Genomic DNA, 16,547 nt, shown 5'->3' with positions numbered 1-16,547 from the left:
GCGGAGGTGGCGCGGCCCGCGTGCCCGGCGTCCACGAGGACGGTGTCCGCGCCCGCCCGGGCCAGCCGGTACCCGGTGGCGGCTCCGGCGATCCCGGCTCCGATGACGATGACGCGCATGGTGATCAACTCCTGGTGAGTGCGAGGTGAGTGGGGGTGTCGGGGGCGGAGGGGCCGGGCGCGCTCGGTCCACGCCGCCCATCCGGCGCTGTACCCACCGCGAGAGGCGGTACATGGCCGCCCCGGCGGCCATGACGGCGAGCCCGGTGACGGCGACGTACCTGACCTCGGTCTCGGGCCGGTGGAGCCGGACGAGCTCTGCGTTGACGCGGGAGGACTCGACGGGGGTGGTGCGCGGGCTGCGCGGCATCGTGACCACGTACCCGGCGGGCAGGGCGACGGCGAGCGCGGTCGTGAGGTCCACGAGGGCGTCCAGCGGCTGCCCTCGGCGAGGGCGAGCGGGTTCGTGGGGCGCCGGCCCGCCGCGCCGAGGTGCCGCCCGCCCAGGACGTACTGGAGGAGGCCGAAGGCCGTGCCGACCGCGGCGAGGCCGAAGCCGAGGTGTGCCAATACGTGACGCGGGGTCGGTGCTGGCCGCCGGGACGGTCACTCGGCGCCCGGCGGCCCGTACCCGTCCTCGGGCCCGGGCTCGCGTTCGCCCGCGGCTTCGCCGCTATCGAGGGTCCAGCCGCCGCGGGTCTGGATCTGGAGATGGCCGGCCGGGGCGGGGAGGGTGAGGCGGGCCTCGCCCACGCCCTCGGCGAGGATCTCGGCGGGGCGCAGCGTGGGGGTGAGGCGGCGGAGCTGGTACGGGCCGTGGCCGCCGTGCTGGAAGGTGAGCCGCGTGGTGGGGGCCTCCAGGGCGAGCACGTCGCCGCCGTGACCGCTCAGGCGGGGGGCCGCGGCGGTCAGCCCGCGGATGACGTGGGAGCCGAGCACGGCGAGGCGCCAGGCGCCTTCGAGGCGCAGTTCGAGCTGGACGGAGTCGCCCTCGCGCGCCGGGAGCGGCAACCGGGCGCAGACGGGCCCGCCCGCCTCGTACAGCCGCGCCCAGGGGCCGCGCCCGCCCCTGGCCCGTACGCGGACCAGGCCGAGGGCCGGGCTCGTGAGGGCGAGGACGGCCATCGTGCCGGGCTCGGGGCGGGGCAGCCGCAGCACGGTGTCGCCCTCGCCGTGGTTCCACTCGGCGTTGGGGGTGCGCAGGCGGGTCAGCGCGGCCCAGCCCTCGGCGAGGATGCTGTCGAGGTCTCCGGGCTCGGCGGTACGGGTCCTGTCGTAGACGTCGAGGGCGAGCAGGTAGTCGGCCAGGTCGTCGTCCGTGGAGCCGGGGCCCGGCTGGTAGTCGAGGGACTGGATCGCCCGTGCGTAGTCGAGTACTTCGGGGGCGGTGCGGGAGCCGGGCGGGGGCTCGGGGAGCGGACGCCGGGCGAAGTGGCGGGCGGTCAGGGCCGGGGGGAGCACGAGGCCGGCGAAGAAGAGCAGTGCGAAGGGGACTTCGCCGAGGAGGCCCGCGAAGAGCGTCAGGACGAGGACCAGGACGAAGGCGCTGTTGAGGCCGTGGGCGAGGGCGCGGGGCCAGGTGAGGGGGTACGGGTCTCTCCTGGCGGGGGTGCGTGCGGAGTTCGCGTCCTCGGGGAGCGGGGACGGGGTGGAGTCGGGGTCGTAGGGCATGGGGTTCCCCCAGGGACTCGTCCGGCTTTCCATGGTGCGCTTTCCCGCGCGGGGGCGACAGGGGGCACCCGAATGGCGCGGTGTCCGGGGCGGGGGGTGGGGCGTTGGGCTGGTGACGGATGCCAAGCGCGTGCGGAATGCGTGGAGTTGGGCCTGGAATGGTGGCGAAGTCTGCCGGGGTCTGACTAAGTTCGTCGTACGTCTGGATGTGTTCCCGCCTTTTGGAGTTCGACTGTGAAGCGTCAGCGCACCGTGACCGCGTGTGCCGCCCTGGTGGCGGCTTCTGTTCTGGTGGCCGGGTGCGGGGGTGACGACGGGGGGTCGGACAAGGCGCCGAAGAACGAGATCGCGGGCGCGGAGAAGACGGCCTCACCCAAGCCGAGCCCGAGCGCGAGCGCGTCGAAGAGCACGGCGAGCGAGGAGGGGGCGCCGGACTTGAGCCTGCCGAAGGATTTGAAGGTGGTGACGGACTGGGAGGTGCCGAAGGGCGCGGAGGAGGCCGCCGCGCTGCGGGACGCGGTGAACGCGCTGACAGGGCAGGTTCGGGCGATCGCACGCCAGGACGTGGACGATCCGGCCTACCTCTTCTACTCCTATCCGGCGAGCAACGCGCGGCAGTGGATGCAGACGGATGTCAAGACGCACGTACAGAAGAAGAGTTCGGTGACTGGAACACGCACGCTCAGTAAGCAGTCAGTCCAGATCGTGCGGCCACACGCCACCGCTGTCGTCACTTTTTGCGTCGATGATCACGAGTACGCGGCCAAGCACCTGGACACAGGCAAGGTCATCAACGACTCCGACGATGCCACCAACTACATCAAGTACGAATGGGGCATGACGACCACCGGTAAAGACGGGCACTGGCGTGCGAAGGAGATCAGGGGAGTTACGGCGGCCAAGGAGTGCATGTGAGATCAGCACGGGGGACTGCTCTGTGGACGGCGGCGACGGTCAGTGTCGTCCTGCTCTTCCTCAGCGCGAACAGTGCCGTGGCAGGTGACGGTGCCGGAACAGCGCCGCCTCCGCCCGGTGGGAAGGCTCAGCTGGGCGGTGATTCCGGTCATGGACAGGTGACTTCCACCGTCCGCATCACCTACACCCAGCACGGCGGTGGCGGTGGCGGTGGGGGGAGTGTTGCCGTTGCCGATTGGGAGCCTCCTGGGTGTTGGTATGCGCCCGAGTACGGGCCCGAGGAGTTTGAGCGGTTGCGGCGGAGTACCTATGTCGCCGCCGTGCATGATCCCGGCGCGCACGACATCGTGCGGGAGATCTCCGATCAGAACGAGGGGTACGCCGAGGACGAGTACCACAAGGACGACGAGGGGAAGGGGATGTACTGGACCGCCCAGTACCGGGACGACGCCTCGCTCGCCGAGATGATGGAGTGCGACCGGCCCCCGTTCTGGGCCGACAACGCCGAGCCGCCCGACGTTCCGCACGCCATCTCGCCCGAGATCCTCGCCGGGCTCGCCTACGAGCGGATGAAGGTGCCGAGCCTCAGGGCGCGGCTCGCCCCGGCGGGGGCGAGCAAGGTGAACCTGCCGACCTGGGTGTGGCTGGACCGCGCGCAGCTCGAACCCGTGTCCGTGACGGCGACACTTTCGGTGGGCGGCTTCGCGATGTCGGCGACGACGACGGCGAAGCCGGTCCGGCTCGCGATCCAGCCCGGTACGGCGGACGCCCGCACGCTGCCCGCGGGCGGGAGCTGCCCGGTGGGCGCGGGCGGGGCGATCGGGGAACCCTTCGCGGCCGGCGAGGCGGACCGTACGCCCCCGTGCGGAGTGACGTACCTCAAGTCGTCCGGGGACGCCACGTACCGGCTGCGGACCGCTGTGACCTGGGACACCGCGTGGACCGGTACGGGCGGGGCCGGTGGCGATCTGCCGGACGGGACGTACGGGCAGCCGCAGGACGTGACCGTGCGGGAGATCCAGTCGGTCAACCGCTGAGCGGGGCCCCCACGCATTTGTTTTGACCCAGGTCCATACGGTAGGTACGCTCTGACCTCGTGCCTGGGGTGTGCCCGGGTCCGCGTGCGTGCCTACAGACCGCACACAAGGGACCCGACAAAGGCCGCCTGATCCGCTCCTTCCGCGCGATGCGTCACGCCTCGCGACGGAGTCCCGGTTCCGACACACCCGACCGCGTGGGTCGGGGGTGTTCCAGGTTAGCTTTACCATTCGGCACACAGAAACCGGAGTAGTAGTGCCTACGATCCAGCAGCTTGTCCGCAAGGGCAGGCAGGACAAGGTCGAGAAGAACAAGACGCCCGCACTGGACGGTTCGCCCCAGCGCCGCGGCGTCTGCACGCGTGTGTTCACGACCACCCCGAAGAAGCCGAACTCGGCCCTGCGGAAGGTCGCGCGTGTGCGTCTGACCTCCGGCATCGAGGTCACGGCCTACATCCCGGGTGAGGGACACAACCTGCAGGAGCACTCCATCGTGCTCGTGCGTGGTGGCCGTGTGAAGGACCTGCCGGGTGTTCGCTACAAGATCATCCGAGGCTCGCTCGACACCCAGGGTGTCAAGAACCGCAAGCAGGCCCGCAGCCGCTACGGCGCCAAGAAGGAGAAGTAAGAATGCCTCGTAAGGGCCCCGCCCCGAAGCGCCCGGTCATCATCGACCCGGTTTACGGCTCCCCCCTGGTGACCTCCCTCATCAACAAGGTGCTGCTCAACGGCAAGCGCTCCACCGCCGAGCGGATCGTGTACGGCGCCATGGAGGGTCTTCGCGAGAAGACCAACGCCGACCCGGTCGTCACGCTGAAGCGCGCGCTGGAGAACATCAAGCCGACCCTGGAGGTCAAGTCCCGCCGCGTCGGTGGTGCGACCTACCAGGTGCCGATCGAGGTCAAGCCGGGCCGTGCGAACACGCTCGCCCTGCGCTGGCTCGTCGGGTACTCCCGCGCCCGTCGCGAGAAGACCATGACCGAGCGCCTCACGAACGAGCTTCTCGACGCGTCCAACGGCCTGGGTGCCGCTGTGAAGAAGCGCGAGGACACGCACAAGATGGCCGAGTCCAACAAGGCCTTCGCGCACTACCGCTGGTAGTCGCAGACCCCATCGAGACCGAGAGAAGACTGAAGCCTTATGGCTACCACTTCGCTTGACCTGGGCCGGGTCCGCAACATCGGGATTATGGCCCACATCGACGCGGGCAAGACGACGACGACCGAGCGGATCCTGTACTACACCGGTGTTTCGTACAAGATCGGTGAAGTGCACGACGGCGCCGCGACCATGGACTGGATGGAGCAGGAGCAGGAGCGTGGCATCACGATCACCTCTGCCGCCACCACCTGTCACTGGCCGCTGAACGACGTCGACCACACCATCAACATCATCGACACCCCGGGCCACGTCGACTTCACCGTCGAGGTGGAGCGCTCGCTGCGCGTCCTCGACGGCGCCGTCACGGTGTTCGACGGTGTCGCCGGTGTCGAGCCGCAGTCCGAGACTGTGTGGCGTCAGGCGGACCGCTACGGCGTTCCGCGTATCTGCTTCGTCAACAAGCTCGACCGCACCGGCGCCGAGTTCCACCGCTGCGTCGACATGATCGTCGACCGCCTCGGCGCGACCCCGCTCGTCATGCAGCTCCCCATCGGGGCCGAGGCCGACTTCCAGGGTGTTGTCGACCTCGTCCGGATGAAGGCGCTCGTCTGGTCCGCCGACACCAAGCTCGGCGAGGCGTACGACGTCGTGGAGATCCCGGCGAGCCACACCGAGACCGCCGCCGAGTGGCGCGGCAAGCTGGTCGAGGGCGTCGCCGAGAACGACGAAGAGATGATGGAGCTGTACCTGGAGGGCACCGAGCCCACCGAGGAGCAGCTGTACGCGGCGATCCGCCGCATCACCATCGCCTCGGGCAAGGGCGACGGCACCACCGTCACCCCCGTGTTCTGCGGCACCGCGTTCAAGAACAAGGGCGTGCAGCCGCTGCTCGACGCCGTTGTCCGCTACCTCCCCTCGCCGCTCGACATCGAGGCGATCGAGGGCCAGGCGGTCAACAACCCCGAGGAGATCGTCAAGCGGCGTCCCTCCGAGGAGGAGCCGCTCGCCGCGCTCGCCTTCAAGATCGCCAGCGACCCGCACCTCGGGAAGCTGACCTTCGTCCGCGTGTACTCCGGTCGTCTGGAGTCGGGTTCTTCGGTTCAGAACTCGGTGAAGGGCAAGAAGGAGCGCATCGGCAAGATCTACCGGATGCACGCCAACAAGCGTGAGGAGATCGAGTCGGTGGGTGCCGGTGACATCGTCGCCGTCATGGGGCTCAAGCAGACCACCACCGGTGAGACCCTCTGCGACCCGGCGAAGCCGGTCATCCTGGAGTCGATGGACTTCCCGGCCCCGGTCATCGAGGTCGCCATCGAGCCGAAGTCCAAGGGCGACCAGGAGAAGCTGGGTGTCGCCATCCAGCGCCTGGCCGAGGAGGACCCGTCCTTCCGCGTCAAGACCGACGAGGAGACCGGCCAGACGATCATCGCCGGTATGGGCGAGCTCCACCTCGACGTGCTCGTGGACCGGATGCGCCGCGAGTTCCGCGTGGAGGCGAACGTCGGCAAGCCGCAGGTCGCCTACCGCGAGACCCTGCGCAAGCCCGTCGAGCGCCTCGACTACACGCACAAGAAGCAGACCGGTGGTTCCGGCCAGTTCGCGAAGGTGCAGATCGCGCTGGAGCCGCTGGAGGGCGACGGGTACGAGTTCGTCAACAAGGTCACCGGTGGCCGCATCCCCCGGGAGTACATCCCCTCGGTGGACGCGGGCGCGCAGGAGGCCATGGAGTTCGGCGTGCTCGCCGGCTACCCGCTCACGGGTGTCCGGGTGATCCTGCTCGACGGTGCCTACCACGACGTCGACTCCTCGGAGATGGCGTTCAAGATCGCCGGTTCGATGGCCTTCAAGGAGGCCGCCCGCAAGGCCAGCCCGGCCCTGCTCGAACCGATGATGAAGGTGGAGGTGACGACGCCCGAGGACTACATGGGCGACGTCATCGGCGACATCAACTCCCGTCGCGGTCAGATCCAGTCCATGGAGGACCGCTCGGCCGCCAAGCTCGTCACGGGCCTGGTACCGCTGTCGGAGATGTTCGGTTACGTCGGCGACCTCCGCAGCAAGACCTCGGGTCGCGCAAGCTACTCGATGCAGTTCGACTCCTACGCCGAGGTTCCGCGGAACGTCGCCGAGGAGATCATCGCGAAGGCCAAGGGCGAGTAACTCACCCGAGTTCACGCCGTAGGCTTGACACCGGACCCCCGCACGGGGCGCCCCCGCTCACCCGTGGGGACGCCCCCGGGGGACCCGGCACCCCAGCAAAGATCATCCCTGGCGCCGATGAAGCAAGGCGTACAGAACCACTCCACAGGAGGAACCCAGTGGCGAAGGCGAAGTTCGAGCGGACTAAGCCGCACGTCAACATCGGCACCATCGGTCACATCGACCACGGTAAGACGACCCTCACGGCCGCCATTACCAAGGTGCTGCACGACGCGTACCCGGACCTGAACGAGGCCTCGGCCTTCGACCAGATCGACAAGGCTCCTGAGGAGCGCCAGCGCGGTATCACCATCTCGATCGCGCACGTCGAGTACCAGACCGAGACGCGCCACTACGCGCACGTCGACTGCCCCGGTCACGCGGACTACATCAAGAACATGATCACCGGTGCCGCCCAGATGGACGGCGCGATCCTGGTGGTCGCCGCGACCGACGGTCCGATGCCGCAGACGAAGGAGCACGTCCTCCTGGCCCGCCAGGTCGGCGTCCCCTACATCGTTGTCGCCCTCAACAAGGCCGACATGGTGGACGACGAGGAGATCCTTGAGCTCGTCGAGCTTGAGGTCCGCGAGCTGCTCTCCGAGTACGAGTTCCCGGGCGACGACGTTCCGGTCGTCAAGGTCTCCGCTCTCAAGGCCCTTGAGGGCGACAAGGAGTGGGGCGAGTCCGTCCTCAACCTCATGAAGGCTGTGGACGAGGCCATCCCGGAGCCCGAGCGCGACGTGGACAAGCCGTTCCTCATGCCGATCGAGGACGTCTTCACGATCACCGGTCGCGGTACGGTCGTCACCGGCCGTATCGAGCGTGGTGTCCTGAAGGTCAACGAGACCGTCGACATCATCGGCATCAAGCAGGAGAAGGCGACCACCACGGTCACCGGCATCGAGATGTTCCGCAAGCTGCTCGACGAGGGCCAGGCGGGCGAGAACGTCGGTCTGCTCCTCCGCGGCATCAAGCGCGAGGACGTCGAGCGCGGCCAGGTCATCATCAAGCCGGGCTCGGTCACGCCGCACACCTCCTTCGAGGCGCAGGCGTACATCCTGTCGAAGGACGAGGGTGGCCGTCACACCCCCTTCTTCAACAACTACCGTCCGCAGTTCTACTTCCGCACCACGGACGTGACCGGCGTCGTGACCCTCCCCGAGGGCACCGAGATGGTCATGCCCGGCGACAACACCGAGATGACCGTCGAGCTCATCCAGCCCGTCGCCATGGAAGAGGGCCTCAAGTTCGCCATCCGTGAGGGTGGCCGGACCGTCGGCGCCGGCCAGGTCACCAAGATCAACAAGTGAGTTGATGCCCGGGACGTGTTCCGGGCGGTGATCTGAGGGCGCGCGTCCCTTCGGGGGCGCAGGCGACTCGGACCTGAGAGGGCCCGTACGACTTCGGTCGTACGGGCCCTCTCGCGTGGGCGGGGCGCGCCTCCCGGCCCGCGTTCACGGAGTTCGTGCCGGGGCGCGCGGCGACGTCTTCCTCGTGCGCACCGCGCTCTCGGGATGCGGGCTTGCGGGAGGTGGAGGAGTGTGGGAGGTGGCCCTGAAGAGTCCGGGCGGCAAAGGGTCCGGGCGGGCGACGATGCGCGGCGAGACGCGCAGTGAAGAGGTGCTGCCCATGATGGTCATCGGCCTTCTGCTGGCAGCGGCGGCAGCGGCGTTCACCGCCCTGCTGATCGCGTTCAACACGTCGGGAGGGCCCGAGTACACGGTGTCCCTCTTCGGGAGCGATCCGTTCACCATCAGTACCCTGGGGGCTTTCGCGGGAGGTCTCGGCCTCGCGCTGGTCTTCGCACTGGGGATGTGGCTGATGCGTGAGGGGCTGGGGCTCCACCACCGGCACGCGGTGCAGCGCAAGGAAGGTGGTGCGGCGGTCGGTGAACGAGACCGGCTGCGGCGTCAGCTCGACGCCGAGCACCGTACCGGCGGCACCGGCGCCTCCACGGGCGCCGCGCGCTCCGAGGGCGGGGACGCCGGCCGGGAGGCACCGAGGTCCCTCCAGACCTCCGGCCACCACGGCCGGCGGAGGATGCACCTGCACGGGAGCCACTGACTCCCGTACCCCTGACGGCGTGCTCGACGGGTCGTGCTGACGGACCCGTGGGGCGCGCCGTTGTGCCGTGCGCGAGGAAGAAAGCGCTCCGCCCTATGTCGCCCCGCCCTCAACTCCCTTAACCTGAACACGCGCCGGACCTTACGTGCCCCTGGCACCCGAGGTGTGCCGACGCGTCACAGGTAGCCCCTGCCGTCTTCGAGTACGGCCAGAGCAAGGGAGATCCACCATGGTCAAGCACTACCTCAAGTACGCCTACAGCACCCTCGCCGCCGCGATGTTCGCCAGCATGGCCTGACCGGACCGAGGCCCGGCCTGGACCGGGACGCATCCCCGGTCCAGGCTTTCAGGAGGCTCCGTGTTCGGCACCGCGTTCAGCCAGCTCCGCTACACCTCCGCCATTCTGCGCAACCGGCCCATCCGGCCACGGGACTTGGAGCGCATCGCCCGCGATCTCGTCGCGACGCTCGCCGAGTTCGGCGAGCCGGGCGAGGACTCGGCCCTGCTGCCGGGCCAGGCCGGGCAGGCAGATCCGGAGATCCGCCGTACGGTGGCGCTGCGGGGCCTGCGGGCCACCGCCCGTGCGGCCGCCCGGCACACCGCGTACTACCAGCGGCTCTTCGCCGAGCACGGCCTCGACCCGGAGGGGCTCACCCCCGAGACGTGGGAGAGCGTGCCCGTCACGGAGAAGACCGCGCTGCGCGCGCTGCCCGCCGCCTTCGTCTCTGCCGCCGCGCGCCCCGCGCTGATGGCGCTCACCACGGGTACGAGCGGCACCCCGACAGCCGTCTGGTACTCGCGCGCCGAGACCGAGATCGTGGTCGCGCTCAGCACGGTCTCGGCCGTGCTCGGCGTCGGGCTGCGGCCCCACCACACCATGGCGTACGGCGGGTGCTCGCGGGCCACGCTGCCGCTGCTGAGCACCGAGGAGTCGGTCACCCGCGTCGGCGCCGCCTTCGTGCAGATCGGCACCGTCGATCCCGCCCTCGCCCTCGACCGCCTCGCCGCCCCGCTCAACCTGCCGGGGAAGGCGCCGCAGATCACCCATCTCAACGTGTCCGCCTCCTACTTGGCGGCGCTCGTGCAGACCGCCGAGCGGGACGGCTGGCGACCGGGGGACTTCGGTCTCGAACACCTCGCGGTGGGCGGCGAAGTGCTCTCCGCGCCGCTGCGCGCCCGCGCCGAGGCGGCGTTCGGGGCCCGGATCTCCGCCGGGTACATGATGACGGAGACCCTGCCCTCCGGCGGCACCCCCTGCACCGCCGGACACCTGCACCACAGCACGGAGTTCGGCTGGACGGAGATCAGGGACCCGGTGACGTACGAGGCGACTCCGCCCGGCATGACGGGAGTTCTCGTCCACACCCCGTACGTGCCGTACCGCGAGTGCACGCTGCTCCTGCGGTACGCGACCGGTGACCTCGTCCGGGTCCCGGAGGAGGCGCCGGTCTGCGAGCTGGCGCACCTGCCCGCCACGAGTCCCGTACTGGGGCGCTGGGCCGGCGAGCTGAGCCGGACGATCACCACACGCGATCTGCTCGACCTGATCGAGGCGGAGCCGGAGGTGCCGCTGCCCGCGCGGTACGCGCTGGTCGAGGGCCCGCGCGGCCCCGCGCTGCACCTGCGGGTGGCCGCGCTGCCCGCGCACGCGCTCCTCGGGCGGCTGGAGGACCGGGCGAGCGCCGCGCGCCTCCCGCTGGAGAGCGTCGTGCTGCACGACGACCCCGACGACATGCCGCCGACCGGCCCGGTCCGCGCCGACCTGCGCGAGCACACCTTCGAGGCGATCCGCCCCGCCGCCGTCCGCGTCGCGAGCCCGGCATGAGCGCCGCGCTGGTCGGCCTCAACGTCTGCGTGGCCGCGATCACGCTGCTCGGCCTCGGGTACTTCGCGCGGGTGCGGATGCCGAGGCCGCCGGTGGGGAAGTACGAACCGCCGGACGTGCTGGTGGTGATGGCCGTGGTGATGCTGGCCCCGCTGCTCTACCTGGAGCTGCCCCGTACCGCGGTGGCGGTCGTCTTCGGGCTCGTCCTGTGCGCGGCGCTCCAGTTCACGCTGGCGCCCCTGCTCGGCGGCCTCGGGGCGGCGCTTCTCGCGGTGCTCGCCGTCGCCGTGACGGGCGGACTGGCTCTCGCGGACCGGACGCTCGCCGTCCTGGTGCTGACCGACGTCCTGCTCGCCGTCGCGGTCGTCGGGGTCGCGACGATGTGGGCGCAGAGTGGCTTCAAGTCGGTGCACACGGCGTGGTTCGCGGGGTTGCTCGCCGTGTACGACCTTCTGGCGACGGGGCTCAGCTCGGTCATGGACCGCTTCGCCGCGCAGGTCATGGGCCTGCCCTTCGCCCCGCTCCTCGCTGTCACGCGCGGCGATCCGCCGGTGGCGCTCGGCCTGGGCGACCTGCTGCTGATCGTGCTCTTCCCGCTCGTCGCGGCGAAGGCGTACGGCCGCGCGGCGGCCCTGCTCGCGGGGGCGCTCGGCGTCCTCGCCTCCAGCGCGATCAGCGTCCTGTTCGCGACCGGCACCCTGACGGGGGCCTTCCCGCTGATGGTGGTGCTGGGGCCGGTGATCGTGGCCCAGCACCTCTACTGGGTACGGCGCGCGGGCCGCGAGCGCACGACGGCGGAGTGGCGGGCGGGGGCGCTCGCCACGGTGCCGGTGACGGCCGCGTCCTCCGTCCTGCTCGCCGCCCTCGGCACGCCCGGCGCCCCGGGCGACCTCGACGAGCGGGCACGGCCGGGCGACTGGGTGGCCCTGCTCGACGGCGAGGTCGTCGGCACGGGCCCGAGCGCCGGCTCCGCCCGCAAGGACGCGGCCCGCCGAGGGACCGGGGCGGTACCGCTCGTACGGCAGGTGTGAGCGGGCGCGGGAACCGTCTTTCGCGGGCCAACACGCGCCGCCGGTAGGCGAGTTACCGCTAGCGCATCGTGTGCTGTTTCGGTAACGTGCTGACTCCGGAGTGCTGTGGGGGCGGGTGGGGTGGCGGAGTGGCGCACGAGGGCGAGGGCTTCTCGGGGATCGACCCGGAGAAGCTGCACAGGGTGGTCACCGCCGCCGAGCGGGATCAACGATGGCTCGCGGAGCGGGCGAGCTACTACAAGAACCAGTTGGCCTCCTACGGCATAGGCGGCGCCGAGTTCGGAGGTATCCAGCACACCGCGTCGTGGGCGGAGCACGAACTCCCGCTTCTGAAACGGCGGTACTACCTCTCTCTGAACGAGGGCAATGGGCCCGATCCGCGGCATCCGGGCATGGTGCGGATCAAGGAGGAGCTGGTCAGCCGTGAGGCCAACGCGAAGGCCGCGAAGGCGGCGAGGCGGGCGGCCGAGCTGGCGGAGAGGGACCCCGAGGACCTGAGCCCGGAGGAATTCGACGAGCTCAAAAAGCTGTTCGCGCAGAACTACGACGAGTACCCGTTCGCGGAGAAAGTCGTCGGGGAGCTGGGCGCGAAGGGCACGCTGGAGTTCTGGGAGAAGCTCAGCAACGCGGACAGGCGGCCCGGGAGGGACGGAGGGCCGCGGTTCTTCGAGCGGGCCGACGACTTGGACGCGATGCAGAAGAACCTGAGCCTGACGGTGGCCGCGGCCACGAACTCGGACTCGGGGGCCATGCGGAAGTGGAAGAAGGACCTTCTCGGGCTCGTGGACAAGCCCGTGGGGCAGACCGGCCCCGACCCGGCGGGCGGTTTCGGCGGCCCCAGGGGCTTCGTCGTCATGAGCAGCCTCATGCGGTACGGGGACTTCGACGACGCGTTCCTCGTGCGGTACGGCAAGAAGCTGGTCGACGCGGACGAGCGGGTGATGGCCGGAGCGGGCTCGCCCGGGTTCGAGGGGTGGAACACGTCGAGCCGCGTGAACCACCTCGGCGAGGACAGGGGGAACGATCCCTTCACGGGCTACCTGAAGGCGCTGTCCCACAGCCCGGACGCGGCGACGGAGTTCTTCCTGGTCGAGCACAAGAAGGAGGACGGGACGAAGGGAACCAACTTCACCTACCTCTTCGAGGAGCGCGAGTGGCCCGAGGACGGAAGGGGCGGCAAGGGCGAGGTGACGGGCCACAACGCGCTGGGCCTGGCGCTGGAGGCGGCGACGACGGGACATCGGCCGGGGGAGAGGGCCACGTTCGACGACCTGAAGCACAATGCGGCGCAGGCGGAGCTTTTCTCCGCGATGGTGGCTTCCGTGTCCCTCCATGCCGGAGGACTGACGGACCATTCCTTTCTGTCCGACAGCTTCGCGAATATCTCGGCGGAGTACCTGCCGGAACTGCACAGGGGGCTCAGTGGCGCCAGCCATTACAACGCGACCCTTTTCCCGGTCTCCGGCGCGTCCGCGACCATAGGCTACGCACAGGCTGTGCGTTTCCTGCACGCGATCGGCCGCAATCCCGAGGGGTACGACCGCCTCAATGTGGCGGAGCACGTCTACAGCGCCGAGTTGATGAAAGCGCACCTGAACGCCCCGGCAGGTTTCCGCCCCGGAACCGCGGGCGACGCGGTCGTGGCCGTCGCGGGTGCCAGTGGAACCTTCCAGGGTGTTCTCGCCAATGGCGCGTACTCCCAGAGCGTCAAGGACGGGGCGGCGCTGAACGCCAGGGACGGCGCCTGGAAGAAGCACGCGAGCACGTGGGGCGGCTCCCTGGTGGGGAGTGCCACAGGGGTCGCGACGTCCGGGTTCACCGGACCCGGCGGGGTGGTGGCAGGAGGACTCGCGGGAACCGCTACGTCCTCGCTTTTCGAGGGAATTCTCGGGGGGCTCGGCGAGGACAAGAAAGGCGACGAGGCGGCGGAGTTCAAGCGCGTGGACGACAAGGCCCGGCTGCGCGACCGTGACTCCCTGACCACGGAGCAGGCCGTCCGCGAGGCCACCACCACATACGAGAACGGCAGGGCGCACGTCGATGAGGAACTGGCCATGAAGGCCGGTGAGCGGGAGCGGGAGAAGTTCACGAACTCCTGGAACAGCGTGCGGGACGCGGATGCCGACCAGTTGGACGTGGTGTGACCGCACGGAGGGGTGGAATGGTGACGGATTCCGCAGCGGGTTCGCCCGGGCGCGAGGGGCCACGGAAGAGGGCCCGTCTTGTCGGGGTGCTCGGGATTGTGGTCGTGGTGGCGGTGGGGTTGTTCTGTGGGTGGTATTTCGGGTGGCGGGACGAGGCGCGGGGGGTGGTGCGGGCCGGGGAGATGTGCCGGGGACTGCCCCGGGGGACGGCGACCGCCGAGACCTTGAACCGGGTACTGCCCCGCTCGTCCGCCTACGACTTCCAGGAGCGGACGTACGACGTCGATCCGGCCTCGCGGGACTACCAGACGGTGTGCGTCATCGCGGACGACGAGCACGAGGAACTTCTCCGGGCGACCGTGGACACGTTGCGCAGTCTCGACCCCGGGGCCCTGGAAGGGCGCGTCTGGCTGAAGGGCGAGCGGGACAAGGACTACGACCGCCCCGAGGCCGGCATCAGTGCCAAGGTCAACACGTGGGCGGCCATGATCCTGGTCCCGTGCACGCCGGGGGAGAAGGGAGACAGCGAGCCGACGAGTCTGCACGTGAGTCTCCTGCTCGGGCGTCCGCTTCAGGTCTCGGACAAGGAGGCGCGGAGCACGCTGTTGTCCATGACCGAGGCACTGGCACGGCAGGCGCACGCCGACGCGAAGTGCGTGCTGCCCTCGCGGTTGCCCGTGGGGTGAACCGGTGGGGGGATGCGCGTGGGGGGCAACGCGTGGACGGGCTGGGGCCCTTGACACGTGAGGTCGTCGCCGCGCTTCGGAGGGGCGCCGAAATCGGCGAGGCGCGCGGCGACTTGCTCCGCGTCGGCTATCCCCGCTGATCGCGCCTTCGCAGTCGTACCTCCGCCCATACCGTTTTCCTCGGTGCGGGGCCCCATGCCACGCCCCAGTCGTCCGCGAAGGCCGCTACCAGGAGCAGGCCGCGGCCCCTTTCCGCGTACCAGGGTGGGGCTGTCGGCTCCAGGTCCTTGTCACCCCGCGTGTCCACCAGCTCGATCCGCAGCGTTTCCGGTGACAGGTGGAGGAGCAGCGCGAAGTCCCGGCCGTCCACATGACCGTGCAGCACCGCGTTCGAGCCAGCTCCGCGATGATCTGGCGGGGCGCCGTCAACCGCACTCCCCACTCCCGCAGTTGCTCGACCGCCAACAGGCGCGCCAGGCGCGCGCCCCGGCGCGTGCTCGACAGCTGCACGCGGAAGAAGTGGTGCATCGCTTCTGGCTGCTGGGTGATTTCGTGATTCACGTCACTCAGCGTGGCCCGGTCGGCTCAGGCTTTCCAGTGATCACGCCCGTACGGGCTGTGACTGTGCGGGAGAGGCCCGGGGCTTGTACGGCCCTGTGCGGGAGAGAGGAGCGCCGTGGCACGTGGAGAGTCCGACGGCTCGGGGAACCAGAACTGGGATTCCGACGAGGAGGTCGAGGACGAGGAGGACTCGGCCGCCGTTCTTGAGGCCGTGGGCCGCCAGATCAAGCTCTGGCGCCAGAGCGCCGGTTTCTCGCAGCCCGCTTTCGGTGCCGCCATCGGATACAGCGAGGCGCAGGTCTACAAGGTCGAGGCCGGCAAGCGCATCCCGAAGCCCGATTTCCTCGACAAGGCCGACGAGATCCTGAACGCGGGCGGCAAACTCGCCGAGTTCAAGCGGGACGTCGCCGAGGCCAGGTATCCGAAGAAGCTGAGGCATCTGACCAAGCTGGAGCGGGAGTCGCTGGAGATACTGATCTACGGGGCGGTCAACATCCCCGGCCTCCTCCAGTCGAAGGAGTACGCCACGGCGATGTTCGCCCAGGCCCGGCCCGCACTGCTCCGTGAGCGGTTCGAGCGGCTGGTGGAAGCGCGGCTGGCCCGGCAGGCGGTCTTCGACCGGCGTCCGATGGTGACGCTGTCCTTCGTGCTGGAGGAGGTCACGCTGCGGCGGCCGATCGGCGGACGTGCCGTGCTGCGAGGTCAGTTGGAGCACCTGCTCGCCGTGAGCGAGCGGCCCAACGTGGAACTCCAGGTCATGCCGACCGAAACGGAGGAACATGCCGGCCTGGGCGGTGAGTTGCAGGTGCTGCGACTGGAGGACGGCAAGACGGTCGGCTACTCCGAAGCGCAGCTGACAAGCCGCATCATCTCGGACCCGCAAGAGGTCCACGTCCTGGGCATCCGGTATGGCATCCTGCGCTCGCAGGCCCTCGGGCCCGCCAGGACGCGGGAATTCATCGAAAAGCTGCTAGGAGACACATGACCGCGAAGCCTTCGCCCGGGGACCGCGCCGGACTGGTGTGGTTCAGGAGCAGCTACAGCGGCGCCAACAACAATGACTGCGTCGAGGTCGCCGTCGAGCCCCTCGTGCTGCACGTGCGCGACTCGAAGAACGCCGACGGTTCCGCGCTCGGATTCGCGCCGGCCGCCTGGACGCGTTTCCTCGCGGCGACGCGCGCGTGACCCGTCCAGCCTGAGCGGTCCCGGCGCCGAGAAGCCCGGCATCGTCGGGCTGTGCCCGGCCCCCGAACGGGCCCCGCGACCGGGGCGCGGCTGCGAACGGCAGCGGAGGCGGAGACGAACGCCCCG

General features: G+C 69.9%; 16 protein-coding genes and 1 pseudogene. 14 read left to right on the top strand and 3 right to left on the bottom strand.

Going from position 1 to position 16,547, the window contains the following annotated elements; translation table 11 throughout:
* A partial coding sequence (locus SSBG_RS36095; RefSeq protein WP_158677835.1) for an FAD-dependent oxidoreductase occupies positions 1 to 119 on the bottom strand: 119 nt, incomplete at its 3' end.
* 486 nt (positions 120 to 605) lie between these two features.
* Positions 606 to 1,670 (bottom strand): cell wall protein, encoded by a 1,065-nt coding sequence (locus tag SSBG_RS10530; protein WP_106429321.1) that lies wholly within the window; start codon positions 1,668 to 1,670, stop codon positions 606 to 608.
* A gap of 234 nt (positions 1,671 to 1,904) precedes the next feature.
* Here SSBG_RS10530 and SSBG_RS10525 point away from each other — a divergent pair, with 234 nt between their 5' ends.
* The 12 genes from SSBG_RS10525 (at position 1,905) to SSBG_RS10475 (ending at position 14,675) form a co-directional block, all read left to right on the top strand.
* Positions 1,905 to 2,585, top strand: coding sequence for a hypothetical protein (locus SSBG_RS10525; RefSeq protein ID WP_008746141.1), 681 nt, complete (start codon positions 1,905 to 1,907; stop codon positions 2,583 to 2,585).
* Positions 2,586 to 2,905: 320 nt separating this feature from the next.
* Positions 2,906 to 3,622 carry a hypothetical protein gene (locus SSBG_RS10520; RefSeq protein ID WP_078491465.1) on the top strand — a complete coding sequence of 239 codons (717 nt, stop codon included), beginning with the start codon at positions 2,906 to 2,908 and terminating at the stop codon, positions 3,620 to 3,622.
* A gap of 256 nt (positions 3,623 to 3,878) precedes the next feature.
* Positions 3,879 to 4,250, top strand: coding sequence for a 30S ribosomal protein S12 (gene rpsL / locus SSBG_RS10515; protein ID WP_007823146.1), 372 nt, complete (start codon positions 3,879 to 3,881; stop codon positions 4,248 to 4,250).
* 2 nt (positions 4,251 to 4,252) lie between these two features.
* On the top strand, positions 4,253 to 4,723 hold the full coding sequence (gene rpsG, locus SSBG_RS10510) for a 30S ribosomal protein S7 (protein WP_008746138.1): 471 nt from the start codon (positions 4,253 to 4,255) through the stop codon (positions 4,721 to 4,723).
* A gap of 39 nt (positions 4,724 to 4,762) precedes the next feature.
* Positions 4,763 to 6,883 carry an elongation factor G gene (gene fusA, locus SSBG_RS10505; RefSeq protein ID WP_008746137.1) on the top strand — a complete coding sequence of 707 codons (2,121 nt, stop codon included), beginning with the start codon at positions 4,763 to 4,765 and terminating at the stop codon, positions 6,881 to 6,883.
* A gap of 158 nt (positions 6,884 to 7,041) precedes the next feature.
* On the top strand, positions 7,042 to 8,235 hold the full coding sequence (gene tuf / locus SSBG_RS10500) for an elongation factor Tu (RefSeq protein ID WP_008746136.1): 1,194 nt from the start codon (positions 7,042 to 7,044) through the stop codon (positions 8,233 to 8,235).
* A 238-nt stretch (positions 8,236 to 8,473) separates the two neighbouring features.
* A complete protein-coding gene (locus SSBG_RS10495) occupies positions 8,474 to 8,989 on the top strand; it encodes a hypothetical protein (protein ID WP_234010464.1) in 516 nt (171 codons plus the stop codon).
* A 145-nt stretch (positions 8,990 to 9,134) separates the two neighbouring features.
* Positions 9,135 to 9,287, top strand: coding sequence for a hypothetical protein (locus tag SSBG_RS33145; protein WP_158677759.1), 153 nt, complete (start codon positions 9,135 to 9,137; stop codon positions 9,285 to 9,287).
* Positions 9,288 to 9,347: 60 nt separating this feature from the next.
* A complete protein-coding gene (locus tag SSBG_RS10490) occupies positions 9,348 to 10,814 on the top strand; it encodes a phenylacetate--CoA ligase family protein (protein WP_008746133.1) in 1,467 nt (488 codons plus the stop codon).
* Entirely contained in the window at positions 10,811 to 11,845 is a 1,035-nt protein-coding gene (locus SSBG_RS10485) for a hypothetical protein (RefSeq protein ID WP_008746132.1), read from the top strand. The genes SSBG_RS10490 and SSBG_RS10485 overlap by 4 nt, the downstream gene beginning before the upstream one ends.
* Before the next feature lie 128 nt (positions 11,846 to 11,973).
* A complete protein-coding gene (locus tag SSBG_RS10480; protein ID WP_234010463.1) occupies positions 11,974 to 13,989 on the top strand; it encodes a hypothetical protein in 2,016 nt (671 codons plus the stop codon).
* Positions 13,990 to 14,075: 86 nt separating this feature from the next.
* Positions 14,076 to 14,675, top strand: a complete 600-nt coding sequence (locus SSBG_RS10475; protein WP_037869430.1) for a hypothetical protein — start codon at positions 14,076 to 14,078, stop codon at positions 14,673 to 14,675.
* Positions 14,676 to 14,802: 127 nt separating this feature from the next.
* On the opposite strand, the pseudogene SSBG_RS34490 reads toward SSBG_RS10475, so the two are convergent.
* Positions 14,803 to 15,203: pseudogene (locus tag SSBG_RS34490) on the bottom strand (ATP-binding protein).
* A gap of 148 nt (positions 15,204 to 15,351) precedes the next feature.
* Here SSBG_RS34490 and SSBG_RS10465 point away from each other — a divergent pair.
* A complete protein-coding gene (locus SSBG_RS10465; RefSeq protein ID WP_008746128.1) occupies positions 15,352 to 16,221 on the top strand; it encodes a helix-turn-helix domain-containing protein in 870 nt (289 codons plus the stop codon).
* Positions 16,218 to 16,421 carry a DUF397 domain-containing protein gene (locus SSBG_RS10460; RefSeq protein WP_008746127.1) on the top strand — a complete coding sequence of 68 codons (204 nt, stop codon included), beginning with the start codon at positions 16,218 to 16,220 and terminating at the stop codon, positions 16,419 to 16,421. Before SSBG_RS10465 ends, SSBG_RS10460 begins: the two co-directional genes overlap by 4 nt.
* Positions 16,422 to 16,547: the final 126 nt, after the last annotated feature.

It is taken from the genome of Streptomyces sp. SPB074, from assembly GCF_000154905.1.
GTDB lineage: Bacteria > Actinomycetota > Actinomycetes > Streptomycetales > Streptomycetaceae > Streptomyces.
The sequence above is the reverse complement of the archived record's forward strand: the minus strand, read 5'-3'. Positions and strand labels throughout refer to the sequence as shown.

Excerpts from the sequence above, each read along its gene's own strand:
- SSBG_RS10485 (WP_008746132.1), top strand. The coding sequence starts at position 10,811 with ATGAGCGCCGCGCTGGTCGGCCTCAACGTCTGCGTGGCCGCGATCACG.
- SSBG_RS10530 (WP_106429321.1), bottom strand. The coding sequence starts at position 1,670 with ATGCCCTACGACCCCGACTCCACCCCGTCCCCGCTCCCCGAGGACGCG.
- SSBG_RS10460 (WP_008746127.1), top strand. The coding sequence starts at position 16,218 with ATGACCGCGAAGCCTTCGCCCGGGGACCGCGCCGGACTGGTGTGGTTC.
- rpsG (WP_008746138.1), top strand. The coding sequence starts at position 4,253 with ATGCCTCGTAAGGGCCCCGCCCCGAAGCGCCCGGTCATCATCGACCCG.
- fusA (WP_008746137.1), top strand. The coding sequence starts at position 4,763 with ATGGCTACCACTTCGCTTGACCTGGGCCGGGTCCGCAACATCGGGATT.